At 46.4% G+C, this 13,953-nt stretch carries 11 protein-coding genes; 8 read left to right on the plus strand and 3 right to left on the minus strand.

The window, feature by feature from the left end:
• Positions 1–214: 214 nt before the first annotated feature.
• Positions 215–1,069, plus strand: coding sequence for a hypothetical protein (locus tag LDB27_RS23040; protein ID WP_000970402.1), 855 nt, complete (start codon positions 215–217; stop codon positions 1,067–1,069).
• Between the two features lie 8 nt (positions 1,070–1,077).
• Here the strand turns inward: LDB27_RS23040 and LDB27_RS23045 are convergent, their stop codons facing one another.
• A complete protein-coding gene (locus LDB27_RS23045; protein ID WP_001121575.1) occupies positions 1,078–1,890 on the minus strand; it encodes a DNA adenine methylase in 813 nt (270 codons plus the stop codon).
• Between the two features lie 369 nt (positions 1,891–2,259).
• On the opposite strand from LDB27_RS23045, the gene LDB27_RS23050 reads away from it, so the two are divergent.
• From LDB27_RS23050 to tnpC, 6 genes are all read left to right on the plus strand, one after another.
• Complete coding sequence (locus LDB27_RS23050) at positions 2,260–3,423, plus strand: hypothetical protein (RefSeq protein WP_000114859.1); 1,164 nt, start codon at positions 2,260–2,262, stop codon at positions 3,421–3,423.
• Between the two features lie 247 nt (positions 3,424–3,670).
• Positions 3,671–5,362, plus strand: coding sequence for a DUF4942 domain-containing protein (locus tag LDB27_RS23055; protein ID WP_000096324.1), 1,692 nt, complete (start codon positions 3,671–3,673; stop codon positions 5,360–5,362).
• Complete coding sequence (locus LDB27_RS23060) at positions 5,359–5,535, plus strand: hypothetical protein (protein WP_000070863.1); 177 nt, start codon at positions 5,359–5,361, stop codon at positions 5,533–5,535. The genes LDB27_RS23055 and LDB27_RS23060 overlap by 4 nt, the downstream gene beginning before the upstream one ends.
• A 273-nt stretch (positions 5,536–5,808) precedes the next feature.
• A complete protein-coding gene (locus tag LDB27_RS24015; protein WP_050586387.1) occupies positions 5,809–6,141 on the plus strand; it encodes a transposase in 333 nt (110 codons plus the stop codon).
• Complete coding sequence (tnpB, locus tag LDB27_RS23070; protein ID WP_000609174.1) at positions 6,138–6,485, plus strand: IS66 family insertion sequence element accessory protein TnpB; 348 nt, start codon at positions 6,138–6,140, stop codon at positions 6,483–6,485. Before LDB27_RS24015 ends, tnpB begins: the two co-directional genes overlap by 4 nt.
• A gap of 49 nt (positions 6,486–6,534) precedes the next feature.
• On the plus strand, positions 6,535–8,070 hold the full coding sequence (gene tnpC, locus LDB27_RS23075; protein WP_001000406.1) for an IS66 family transposase: 1,536 nt from the start codon (positions 6,535–6,537) through the stop codon (positions 8,068–8,070).
• A 316-nt stretch (positions 8,071–8,386) separates the two neighbouring features.
• Here tnpC and LDB27_RS23080 read toward each other — a convergent pair whose 3' ends face one another.
• Together LDB27_RS23080 and LDB27_RS23085 are read right to left on the minus strand one after the other, a co-directional pair.
• The gene (locus LDB27_RS23080; RefSeq protein ID WP_000654806.1) at positions 8,387–9,355 is read right to left on the minus strand and encodes an IS5 family transposase; all 969 of its coding nucleotides are present in this window, start codon (positions 9,353–9,355) and stop codon (positions 8,387–8,389) included.
• A gap of 125 nt (positions 9,356–9,480) precedes the next feature.
• The gene (locus tag LDB27_RS23085; protein ID WP_000966519.1) at positions 9,481–10,107 is read right to left on the minus strand and encodes a hypothetical protein; all 627 of its coding nucleotides are present in this window, start codon (positions 10,105–10,107) and stop codon (positions 9,481–9,483) included.
• A 372-nt stretch (positions 10,108–10,479) separates the two neighbouring features.
• Here LDB27_RS23085 and LDB27_RS23090 point away from each other — a divergent pair, with 372 nt between their 5' ends.
• Entirely contained in the window at positions 10,480–12,936 is a 2,457-nt protein-coding gene (locus LDB27_RS23090) for an Ig-like domain-containing protein (protein WP_001572417.1), read from the plus strand.
• The last annotated feature ends 1,017 nt before the right edge of the window (positions 12,937–13,953 follow it).

Raw genomic sequence — 13,953 nt, forward strand, 5'->3', positions numbered from 1 at the left:
TAGAGCCAAGACTTTAACTGTCGTTAGGACTCACTCACGTAATATTGTTGCTTACGCAATGGGTTTTATCCCTCATAAAGATCTGCGAGTATAAATCTTTTACATTTAAATTCTCCTCTATCAGAACCTTTTCTATTGTAAAAAAATGATAATCTTATTAATTATAATTTTAATTTTTTGTATACCAATACCATACAGTTAAGGCTAAAAGGTGATGATGGAGATGGACTTTAAAATGCACAATGATCTGGGTCTCGGTTTCATTTGTAAAAATGCAAGAACATCGTCAAAGCCAACGTTAAGAAAAGTTACTTTTCCGGTAAGCGCATATGAAACGTCTAAGCTTTCTTTAACCGGTTTTCAATGCCCCACAGCCTGCCGTTTTCCTTTTTTTGTGCTATGCATGATAATCCATAACCATCTTTCGTCTGCATGCCCTATCACCCAAAATGAATGTTCAAATCATATCTCGCAATTTTCTATCGACATTAAAGTACAAGATTGGCTTAGCCGTTCAAGAGTAGCGTTTATTGATTTCCATAATCTTAGAAATACAGATAAAGCCACTTTAATAACAGTGAACCATCTTGAAGCTTTACTTACTGTTATGTCGACTACTCTTGTCGCTTATGTTCCATATTCAAAAAAGAGACTAAACTTTAGCTTTCTAAACTCATTCACTTTGTCTAAAACTTCTCAAAGTTACACATTAACTTTCCCGGTAGTTCTCAGTCCGCTTTTAGATGCTCTTGGCGACTTCATTCAGGAATGCATAACCGAAAAATTGTTAAAACGACGAAATTCGAATTTCATGGTTTACGAGTATCTTAAACGTTCAGGCCAGAGCTCTCATAAAGTGGAGGACATTAATAACGACTTACAGCTTAAAAGTCTAAATATAAGACTTATGAGCGTCCTTACTGGCCTTTCTCAGCAAGGACTCATTTCATTTATTTGCGAAGGAAAGAGGGGCGACCGGAGAATAGAAGAGCTTCAGTTTATACCTTATGTTCAACGAACTTACCCTGAGGTATTAACTTTTGAGGAATGGATTAGCCCAGTTGATTAGAATTTACTCTATTTCAGCACGGCCAGTATTTCTGTTTCCGTTTTCCGTGTATTCGGCTTACTTCCTACGGATCGGTAAGCGCTGAGTCTGTGTATGACGAATCCACGCTCTTCATAGAGGCCCAAAGTGAATGATGTCAGGCTATTTGATATCGCAACAGCAGCGCCTTTTCTGTGAGCGTCAACGAGCATATTTGCTAACAGCACGTGGTCGCTTTGGCTGAACGGTTTACCATCGTAACTGACAAAACTAGTTTTGCTTGTTTTGTCATATGGCGGATCACAGTAAATCTGATCTCCTTCACCGGTTGCGGCCAGAGTCTCCTCAAAACCAGCGGTGATCAGTTCAATACCTGAAAGACGAAATGAAAGGTAGTCTATTTTATTGAGGTCAAGCTTCAGTTCTGTATGTTTCCCCCACGGCACTGAATAGATTCTTTCTGAGTTATAGCGGCACATACCGTTATAGCCCAGGCGATTCAGGGAGTAAAACAAAGCCGCTCTTTGAAGCGATTGACCAGAAATACAGGTTTTGTTGAAACGGTCCCTCATCTCATAGTAGTCCTTTTCGACAAAGGTTTTATCCGCCAAGTTTTGGACCTGATTTATAAAGTTAGTTTTCTGTCTTTGAATAGTCCTGTATAGGTTGATCAAGTCTGGATTGCTATCTGCAAGCAATGCATTTTGTGCAAACATGTTCAGAAAAACGGCACCACCGCCTATAAAGGGTTCTACCCACCGGCAACTATGATCGTGTGGGTAGTGATGGCTGATGAAAGGCATCAGTTTCGTTTTTCCACCAGCCCATTTGATTATCGGCATGTGTCTGAGATGTCGAGTCAAAGTGTCTATACCTGAGAGAGAAATTTAGGTGCTGGTATCGTACCTAACCACGGGCTTTAACTAATAACTTAGGGAGCAAAAAAAAGTTGTTTAAGACGCACAGTTTTGACTTTCAGCATTTCGGATTTATAAGATTTTTCCTCACTTATACCTGAACTTTATGTTTTGGATTTATGTATTTGTTTATGAAGCGATTTTTATGCCATCACAAGTAATGGGGAGCCACCTTTTTTTGTAAAAAATCAGAATAGGCTCAAAAAGTACCTTTTTTGCGAAAAATTATGAATTTTTTTTTCGGTAGTATCCCCGCTACGCAGAAAGTAAGCAGAAAAATGTAACGGAGCCCCTATGAGTGTTTTACTGACAGAACCTACACAGCAAGCTAATGACAAGGTCTTTAAAACGGCCCATGTTGCCTTTTCAGTAGTTACTGGCACAGGCCGTTACGTCACTGGGCTTAAACAGTTCCGTGATGCAAACCCTGAACTTTGTACTGAAGTAAGTGACCAGAAAGCATGGGCTATCCACCCTTCAGTAATTCAGGTCACGCCAGGCTTCAACTCCCGCGAAATGGGAATGGGTGACGATTACTATAAGCTCCCTGAGGTTGAAGAACACATCTACAACATCAAGAATGCCTACATTCGAGGTGACTATGTAGACCCTATCCGAGTACGTGTCATTGATGGGGTACCTTTTGTTCGCCAGGGGCACTGCCGTTTAAAAGCCGCAATGATGGCATGTGATGAAGATCATGACATCACAATCCTTTGCGTTGAGATTAAAGAAGATGAAATTGGCTGTGAGCTCGCGACCATTGATGGTAACCGTGGTCTTGCGCTTTCTCCTGTTGCGCTTGGCGAGTCCTATCGTCGCCTACATTCTCTTGCTGGCTGGTCACTCGAACGAATTGCTCAACGTGAAAATAAAAGCCCGACGACCATCAGTTCTCTTATCCGCCTGACAACCTGTTCTGTTGTTATCAAGAAATGGATTCATGCTGACGCTATTTCGTATGTTAACGTGCTTTCACTGATCGATGAGCTCGGCGAAACAGAAGCAATTTCACGTATCAAGAAGATGATCGCAGAACTTGAGCAGGCCGATGCGAATGGCATCACGGTGAAAAAAACCCAACATGGTCAGGTACGAGTCAGACCTTCAGACTTCAAGCCAGCACGGATTCCGCCGGTTATTGCCACAAAAGCCGTAGAAGGCGTCAAACTCATCACCACCAGCTTATTACAGAAACTGGGGGATATTGAATTGCCGGAGCTGACAGATTCAAGTGCTGACGAAGAAATCAACATTACGTTGAACCGCAGTACTCTGGAGATGTTGAGAAATCTTTCAAAAGAGATCACAGAATCAGAGAACAAGCAGCTTCGCCGTGCGGAGAATCGTCAGGCAAAACTTAATGGTGAGAAGCCAAAATACCCACGTAAAAAAAATGCTAAGAAGGCAGGGGAAGAGACCGATCAGGATACTGACCCACAGCCGGACGCAGAATAATTTACTTTTGGCAAAGTGCTGGTTTTGTCAGAGTCATTAAGGATTCAGGCTTTTTGCCCGCCTTTTTTAAACCTCCATGTATCGTTCTTGCCCCGTTTATGCGGGGCTTTTTTTTTGCTTCTTTCTATGAGTTGACATCTTTAAGTTTTATTCAGAGACATAAAAAACTTTTTCGTGTCACTGAACCTATTAGGTTACTGAGCGACGTTGCTATCCTGGTAAAAGTTTTTTCTAAAGGACCGGTAAAATGTCATCTCTTGATTCTGAAGCTAAACCCGATAATGCAGGTCACAGCGTACTGGCTTTAACAACCTCTCATAGCCTGGTGGTTAGCTCTCCTGAAACATTTCTTCCAGATATGCGCAAAGAGCTCGGCATTATCGCGGATCTTGTTGAGTCCTATAATGATGAACTCTGCTTGTTGAAACTCATGGCTGTCCAGTTCAAAACCCACAATCACCAGAAACTTTATTCTTATCTCTCAGGCTACAACCACAGCATCTCAGAAGCGGATGCTTTGTTCGCAGAAAACGCTCTGAGATCAGAATACTGGAAACGCGTTATGGCACTCACTGATGTTTTGCCTATCATGTCGGATGCCAAACGTAACGAATGGGATAAGCAGTTTACGGCCGACCGTTATATTATGCCGCCTCAGGTGATCCCTGATTTCACAGCTGACGCTGTAGTGGGCACAGTCGTTGCTTTGCTTAATGACCGCAATCAATTTATTAAAGAAAGGGTTTACGACGTCTTCCAGTCTCTGAGCCGCAGTCACAAGACAAACAAAGCTTTTGGGTTCTCCACCCGCATGATCACTACCGGAGTTTGCGAGCCGTCTAAATACCCCTGGCAGAAATTAAGGGTGGATTTTAAAGAGTCTGGCATTTCACCGCTGAGCGAGCTCCGCGTTATATGCGCATTCTTCCGTGGCGAACAGGTGAAGGCGATCCATAACACCAAATCATTGGTTGAGGCGTTGGTCGAACATGAGGGGTTCAGAAAATGGATCTGCATCGATGGCAACAGTATTCGTTTCAGGGTTTACAAAAATGGATCAATGCATATTGACGTCCACCCTGATATCGCCGAGCGGCTTAACAATATTTTATCAGCTATCGTACCGCTGGCATTACCTGCCGACCGTATGGCTCATAGCAAGAAATCTTTGGAGGCATTCCCTGTACTTAAGCAGTGCATCGACTTTGATACCCGGATGCAGCTTTCTGAACTGATGTTTAAAAATGACGGGGACAATAAATGGAGTTGCTGGACATCTTTAGGGTCTCTCGCCGAACGCAAATCTTCGAGTGTTGCCGCTGACACCCTTCGGTTCTTAGGGGCAACAGTAACAAAATACGATGTGACATTTTCCTATGATCCGTGTGAGGTTATTCGTTACATCGGCCAGATAGGGGAGATGCCTGATATTGTATCGCATCAGTTTTACCCTTCATCTTGCCGAATCAGCGAATATGTATCTTCCCTGCTTGGTGCAGGGGAAGGGGATACCCTCCTGGAGCCTAATATTGGCCATGCGGATTTGCTTAAATCATTCCCTGCCGGTGTGATCGTTACTGGCATCGAGCTTGATACTTTGAATTGCCTTATCTCCCGGGCTAAGGGATACGATACGACAGAAGCTGACTTCCTCACATGGTCTAAGTCTAATCAACAGAAGAAGTTTGATTATGTCGTGATGAACCCACCTTTTGCCGATAACCGGGCCAGGCTGCATCTCCAGGCAGCTGCATCTCATCTCGCAGCCGGGGGATCTCTAGCAGCCGTTCTTCCATTATCTCTTCAGGGGCTCGATAACCTTTTGGGGGAAGAATTCCGGACGGAATGGATGGACGTTTTTGAGAACGAGTTTGAAAACACGACCGTTTCGGTTCGCATCCTGTACGCCGAACGTATTCAACAAGAGGAAGTCCTATGAGCAACCAACCCACCAGCCTGCCAGAAGAAGATATTGAGTTTGTTATGGATACCTTTCAGAGGAGCATGGGTAAATCCAAGCCTGTCAGGGATACTCAACTAGAGGGTGAGAAACCGCAAAGTAAAGAGTCCGCAAACTCAACTGAAAACCCCGGTTATGAAGAATTCTATTAATTACGCTCATGATATCCTGGTGCAGTTATTTAGAATGATATTTGAGGGATGGGGGACATTGTGATTAAAAGGCGTAACATTCGACGATCAGTTTATGGATTGCTTATTGTTCTTATCGCCGGAAATGTGTGGTTAGGCCGTAAGCGTCGTCTGAGTACCGTCTGGTCCCGAATCCAGGATCCTGTAACTTAAGCACCCACTTATTTTGCAGGTGGACACCTCATGCGCGCTAAAGAAAGACTTCCCCGGAAACACTATTCCCCTGAATTCAAAATGGAACTGGTCAGGCTGGCTCTTGAAGAAGAAGGCAGTATTGCCGCACTGGCCCGGAAACATGACGTCAATGATAACCTGCTCTTTAAATGGATAAGGCTCTGGCAGCGTGAAGGGCGGGTCTGTCGGCCCCGAAAAAACTCATCGTCGCTTCCTGCCCTGATACCCGTGCAGCTTCAGGCGGGCTCTTCTCTCCCAACCTTCGAACTACCATCCTGCTCTCCTCCCGCTACCTGCCACATAAAATGTCGGGGAGGAGAAATAACACTGACTCATCCCTCTGCTGAACTCATGAGCACTGTCCTGCGCGAACTGATGCGGGGGCCTGTATGATAAATCTTCCCGCAGGCACAAAAATCTGGCTGGTTGCCGGTATCACCGATATGCGCAACGGCTTCAATGGCCTCGCCGCAAAGGTGCAGACCGCGCTGAAAGATGACCCGATGTCCGGCCACGTCTTCATCTTCCGGGGACGCAGCGGCAGTCAGGTAAAACTGCTCTGGTCCACCGGCGATGGTCTGTGCCTGCTGACAAAGCGACTGGAACGTGGTCGCTTCGCCTGGCCCTCAGCCCGCGATGGCAAAGTGTTCCTGACGCCGGCGCAACTGGCGATGCTGATGGAAGGTATCGACTGGCGACAGCCAAAGCGGTTACTGACATCCCTGACCATGTTGTAGCGCTCTTTATCCTGGTTGTCGCAGAATAAGCCTGGTAAAATACAGGCTTATGAACGACACCTCTTCTGACGACATCCTTCTGCTGAAACAGCGCCTGGCCGAACAGGAAGCGTTGATCCACGCCCTGCAGGAAAAGCTGAGCAACCGGGAACGCGAAATAGACCATCTGCAGGCGCAACTGGATAAGCTGCGCCGGATGAACTTCGGCAGTCGTTCCGAAAAGGTATCCCGCCGTATCGCGCAAATGGAAGCTGACCTGAACCTGCTGCAGCAGGAAAGCGATACGCTGACCGGCCGGGTGGATGACCCGGCAGTGCAGCGCCCGCTGCGTCAGACCCGCACCCGCAAACCGTTCCCTGAGTCACTCCCACGGGATGAGAAGCGGCTGCTGCCGACTGAGCCGTGTTGCCCGGAGTGCGGTGGTTCGCTGAGTTACCTGGGTGAGGATGCCGCCGAACAGCTGGAGCTGATGCGCAGCGCCTTCCGGGTTATCCGGACAGTCCGTGAAAAGCATGCCTGCCGTCGGTGCGATCGCATCGTTCAGGCCCCGGCTCCTTCGCGCCCCATCGAACGGGGGATCGCCGGACCGGGGCTGCTGGCCCGAGTGCTGACCTCAAAGTATGCAGAGCACACACCGCTGTATCGCCAGTCGGAGATCTATGCCCGCCAGGGTGTAGTGTTGAGTCGTTCTGTACTGTCGGGCTGGGTGGATGCGTGTTGTCGTCTGCTGGCACCGCTGGATGAAGCCCTTCAGCACTATGTCCTGACCGACGGCAAACTCCATGCTGACGATACGCCTGTCCCGGTGCTGTTGCCAGGCAATAAGAAGACGAAGACCGGGCGCTTATGGACGTACGTTCGAGACGACCGCAACGCCGGATCAGCGCTGGCCCCCGCAGTGTGGTTCGCTTACAGCCCGGACAGAAAAGGTATCCACCCTCAGACCCATCTTGCAGGCTTCAGTGGCGTACTGCAGGCTGATGCCTACGCCGGGTTCAACGAGCTCTACCGCGACGGCCATATAAAGGAAGCCGCGTGCTGGGCCCATGCCCGCCGAAAAATCCACGATGTTCACGTCCGTACCCCGTCAGCCCTGACGGAGGAGGCGCTGAAACGGATCGGCGAGCTGTATGCCATCGAGTCGGAGCTCAGAGGTAAAAGAGCAGAGGAACGGCAGGCAGTCCGGCACCAAAAAGTGCTGCCGCTGCTGGCGTCACTGGAGGGGTGGCTGCGGGAGAAACAGAAAACCCTCTCAAGGCACTCAGAACTGGCGAAGGCGTTCGGGTATGCGCTGAACCAGTGGCCGGCGCTGACCCGCTATGCAGAAGATGGCTGGGTGGAGGTGGATAATAACATTGCCGAAAACGCCCTACGACTGGTCAGTCTGGGGAGAAAAAACTGGCTGTTCTTCGGCTCGGATCATGGTGGTGAGCGCGGTGCGTCACTGTACAGTCTTATCGGGACGTGCAAATTAAACGGCGTGGATCCGGAACGCTATCTGCATCATGTACTTGATGTCATCGCCGACTGGCCTGTGAACCGGGTGGGTGCTCTGCTCCCGTGGCGGGTTACTCTGCCTGCCTGACCAGCTTCACTTCGTCAATACGGTTCTCACTGCACGCTTACGTTAGGCCTTAGAGCTGATAAAATTCATAAAGTGCGTTATCAGGATTTCTGGTCACCGGCAACTGTGATTAAAGTAACTGTAATGCCTTCAACGAATGAAACCCAGCTCAGTGGTAAAATCCCTAAATCGGTAAGAGTTTCAAACAATTATGTTGAGTACTCGTTACCGGGCACACTCTCGGCCAAGACCATTTACCGAAGCGTGTTAGAAGATGAGATGGGCTTTGTTGAATAAATAAGATTTCGTGCGAACGACCCTGGAGCTGGCTGGATTTTCAGGCAATACGCACGCTTTCTGGCATCCCAGCCTTTGTCATCCTGTTCAACGCACGCACCATGGCCATAGCTTCCGCTACCTGACCATCGTAGTCACGCAGCGTCAGTGAATCTCCCAACAACTGCTTCATTCTGTACATTGCCGTTTCCGCTATCGAGCGACGGTTATATTCCGTTGTCCATTTCCACCGTGCATTGCTTCCGCTCAGCCGCTGATTAGCAACGGCACGGTTGCGGTCTGCGTACTCACCGGGCCAGTAACCTGCTCCTTTTCGGGGAGGAATAAGCGCGCTGATTTTTTTGCGGCGCAGTTCATCGTGACAGAGCCGGGTATCGTAAGCCCCGTCTGCCGCGGCTGCCCTGATTTTTCTGTGAGTCTGCCGGATAAGGCCCGGGAAGGCTTCTGAGTCCGTCACATTGTTCAGCGACAGGTCTGCACAGATGATTTCATGTGTGTTGCTGTCAACTGCCAGATGCAACTTTCGCCATATACGACGGCGTTCTTTGCCGTGTTTTTTGACTTTCCATTCGCCTTCACCAAAGACCTTCAGCCCGGTGGAATCAATCACCAGATGCGCGATTTCACCCCGGGTGAACGTTTTGAAACTGACATTAACCGACTTTGCGCGCTTGCTGACACTGGTGTAATCCGGGCAGCGCAACGGAACATTCATCAGTGTAAAAATGGAATCAATAAAACCCTGTGCAGCCCGCAGGGTCAACCTGAACACGCGTTTAATGACCAGAACGGTGGTGATGGCGAGATCAGAATAGCGCTGAGGTCTTCCCCGTGATGAAGGCGTTGTCGACTCATACCAGGCCTGAATAGCTTCATCATCCAGCCAGAAAGTTATGGAGCCACGGTTGATGAGGGCTTTATTGTAGGTGGGCCAGTTGGTGATTTTGAACTTTTGCTTTGCCACGGAACGGTCTGCGTTGTCGGGAAGATGCGTGATCTGATCCTTCAACTCAGCAAAAGTTCGATTTATTCAACAAAGCCAAGTCTATCTTTAAAAAAGCTAAAACAAAAATATAGAGTTAATTAGATTGGTGGCTCAGGTTTATAAAACCTCTCACTAGTGAGGTTTATTTTTTATTTTTGGCTGAGATTAACAGCGTTTTCCATAAATGTATCAATAACAACCGTAAGAGACTGGCTGGTACCATGGCTATACTCAGGCCAGGGTAAAAAAGGATATGAAGAATACGCCATCAACATGATACTGGTTGGGCAACGCCAGTCCGTTGGAACACCTTTACTGTAATGGACAATCATAGCCGGGCGACTACAATCAATATCTCCAGCGTTTTTATCGAGTACGAAAGTAGCCAGAACGCCGGTGTCCTTCTGGGATACGAAAACAAGGCTGTCAGTAAAAATAAAGGCCATTAAGGAAGAGGCCAGGAAAGCGCCAGTAAATAAGGACTTCTTCTCTTTCCAAACGCGTCGAGCATATAACCCCATTAGCGCTACCGCTGAAACCATTCCGTACCACTGAGCACCCAAAGAAAAATCTGTTACTGTTTTAGATGTCATACTTTCATTAATAGTAATCATTGCGACAATGAATGGTGATGCGATTCCAAGTGTTGCTAGGACTATCAGCGATATTTCAGACCGGTTTTCTTTAGCGGATCCTTTACTTATTGCAGACATTGCTCTGAACATAACGAATGTACTGTTGAGCATCAGAAAACAGCATAAGAGCATGTATAACATTGGGTTTCCTCAACCTAGAAGTGATGGTTTCCCTGTTATTTTACATAAATTTGACTCAACAGATGCTTTTAAAATCTCGCTTCCTTGAATTTACAAACATATCAGCACAATTGGCAAACATAAAGGAGCAGCGTCTATCAAAAGTTACTTTTATGATTGGTTGAATACTCATTTTGAAGGCTAAAATCCAAAAAAGTGGATACAAAAAGTTACTTTTGCGTCATCCAGATGCACTGCCGCCATTTTGCATTCTGTACGTTGGTTGCTTTCTCACTTGATGTCTCTTTTAACAGGCAAATTATCACTTTATCCGACCGGACCTTGTAGGCTGAATCCGTAGAATAAGGCTATAACCTATTCCCGGAGCATCATATGCGTAAAACTCTAATTGGCTGCATGGTTGCAACTGCCCTTGCTACTGTATCTTCGGCACATGCTCAGGTATTTAGCTACTCATTTACAGATACCAATAAGGCTGTTCGGAATATCAAACCTGCAACACAAACATATCTTAATCCCGCTGGTGTTTTGACTCTGAACTTGATATCGGGTCTTGATCGGTACGAGCGAGTGACGGTCACACGAGACAGCGATAAAAAGGTTATGTATTCCTCCGTCTCGACCAAAACGAGCGTTGCAGATCGTATCGTTGCTGCCGATGGAACAGAATACTATGGAAAGGATATGGTTCTACCGGCGCTCGGAGAAGGGACCTTTACTGTAGTCAATGAAACTCTGGATATTCGCCAGACTGTAGTGAGCACATCTACTTATCATTTCATCGTTGATACAACTCCTCCACGCTATAAGAGTATTTATCCGAGTCAAAACGCAGGTTACGACATGGTACTTTCTGGGCCACTTTGGGAGTTGGGCCGAGGCGGTAGTGGCCAGTTTTCTATATTTGCAGACGGTATTGAGGATGCTAGTGGAATTGACAAGATCCGTCTTGTCATTAAACGAAGTAATGGTTCTGTGGTCTCCGACAATAACCTGAGTTATGACACAGCCAATAAACGTGCGTTCTATCCGTGGATTAAAGATATGAACACCCAGGCTGGCATGCCCTCAAGTGATCTTGATGAAGAATTCACCTTCAATTTCATCGTTACGGACCTGGCAGGAAATACGCTTAACATTCCTCCCCAGCGGTTTTTATATGACGATCAAATGGGAGAATTTACGCCATTTGCAGTTCATGACTCACGTGTAAGCACCAGTGTTGTACCCGGCATTTCTTCGGGATACGTCCCGTTTAAACGAGGCCTTACAGTGCTGGAAAACCCCTACAAGTTGGTTATACGTATCCCAAGAACTAACTGGAAGCCATATCGAAATGGTGGCATGAGCATTACCAATAACTATGGCGGAGTACAGGTCCTTTCCGAAGATGCCACCTATGTCTACGTGGAAGTTAAGCTGCCACAGGGTGCCTTAGATGGAAACTACTATAGACCTGTGAATACATATCAATGGTCTGGAGGAGATCTTGGTCAGTATGCCAGCTGGCTCAACTGGGATCCTGCCTCTGTAAAGAGTCCGGCTTGGGGAAGTTCACCCATAGAACGACAAAAGGCTGATGGAACATGGTTCAACAGCGTAAACTGGAACCTGTTCAAGGCATCTGATATGCCTATAAAACTTACTAATATCCGATTCAATGTACAGGCCAGGCCATATGATCAAAAAATCACTGGCGGAGCAACATGCAGTATTCCAGCTGGCTCAACAACCTGTACCGTCTCTTTGCCCCAGGATATTATAAATGGCACTACCGGTTATCTTCATAGTGGCTATGAAGTAAGGTCAACCACCGAAGCAACCTTCTTTGCCCCTATATGGGAGAATATAGCCTGGCATACACTGGGTCCCTCCGTCACTGGATTTGATTACAATGAAACCACCAACATTCTCCAGGTTTACGTGAATCAACCTGGAGATGGTTCATATTTCGACCATGTTTATGTAAATCGAGTTTGGTTGTCAGATAAAAACCGTAACAACGCAGAAATAAGCGTAACCGGCAAACAAACAGGTAGAAATATGGCGTCTGGGAACTACACGTATGAGTTCAACATGAAAGAGGTACCAGAAGGCAGTTATAACGTGGTGATTAATGCCCAAGATACATTCAACAATACCGGTAACCTCCCTTATCAAACAGTTGTCGTTGATAATACAGCACCATCTGTAAGTATTAGCTACGAAGGAAAACCGATCAGCAAAAACGTAACAGTATATGGGCTGGAGAACGTCCGTATACAGCTCACCGATGCTCTAACTAAACCATCCTTAAGCCGTATGACTCTTCGCGGTGGCCCTGTTTCTGATGCGGTGGAATTGTCTTGGGTGAATCTGGGAAACAACCTGTATGCACCTAATTATCCCAAGATCTTTCCGTCTCTTAATGAAGGCGAAACATACACTCTCACAGTTCAGGCCAAAGATGAGATGAACAACGTTAAAGAAAGCTCAGTCGAATTTAACTACCTTCCAAACAATCTCGTCAGGCTAGAGAATCTGAAAACCTTAGCTGTCAATGCTTCTCTCAAAACATCTGACAATACTGCTCTGGCTGTTCTGTATGCCAGCCAGCTGCGTAAAAAGGATGGTTCAATCGCTACAGGGCTTCAGGACGCAGTGCTTACTGTCCGTAAGGACGCTGCATTCGGCGTGACTGTAAATGGCGTTTCTGCGATGCCAGGTGAAAGCAAAGAGCTTCAACTGGATTTGGGGCTCGGGGACAGCCGTAGCTTTCCTATTTTCCCTGCTGTATCCGGCCTTACTGGCAGATCTGAGTTCATGATTAACATTGAAGAATTAAAATAAAGCAGGGCTGTTTTGCTGAAGCACAACGGCCGCCTTCTGATGCGCCGTAGCCCATGTTGTTGCAAATCAGTCCGACGTTCATTGCGTAAGTAACGCTTACTGCGGACCATGGTAGTGATTAGACTCACTACCATGGTCATTTCACCACATATCTTCTCTGCATTGCTCTTGTTGGGCAGACTAGTAACTCGTCACTAAATTGCAGCTTTTGTCTTGCTAAGTCGCTGGTATAACTGCACTACGAAATCGTCAAAAGATTTTATCCCTCATGTAGATCCAATAAATGATCCCAAAGGTGCCAGAGAGTACAAAGAAGATCCCGGTACGCTGTAGGCCGCATGGTTACTGGGCTGGAGCATTGTCACTGACAACAGTAGCGACATAAGTGACAACGGGAGTGACTTAAAAGACAATGGTAGAGACTATTTCGACGTTGGTAATGATTTTAAGTGACAATGGTAGTGAGGTTAGACTTAAACTTCCACTGTGAGGTAAGGTGACTCGCATTATTTAAATAAATCATTACTTTCAATTACTTGCGACACGAGTCTGCATGTATGCTTCTATTTCTCAAAAATTTATCCACCGAAAATGCCTGTGGCTGTGATTTAGCTTTGACGACAGTTTTTATCAGGGAGGCAAGTTGAGACCTGTATAAGAACTAAGCATTTATTTATCCCCATTTTCCACAAGGTAGTTCCAATAATTAGTACCTTAGTGTTCCTGATAGATCAAAAGAGATCCCCGCTGCCTCCAGGCCAGACGGCACAAGGCCTGAGACGTGATCAGTGACAACAGTAGTGATTATTTTGACATTAGTAGTGATTATTATAACGTTGGTAATGAGTTTTTTGACATCAGTAGTGATCAGAGCGACAATAGTAGTGACTTTTCATTAGATCTTTTTAACTTGATCTGATCCGTTGTTGATAAGAGTTGCAGGTCATTGTATGCAAAGAGTTTTTGCCAAGTTTTAATGAGTGGAGTCGTTTTTTTAGGTAGAACTTATGCACAGAT

The sequence above is a fragment of the Salmonella sp. JXY0409-18 genome, from assembly GCF_020268625.1.
Taxonomy (GTDB): Bacteria; Pseudomonadota; Gammaproteobacteria; order Enterobacterales; family Enterobacteriaceae; genus Salmonella; species Salmonella enterica.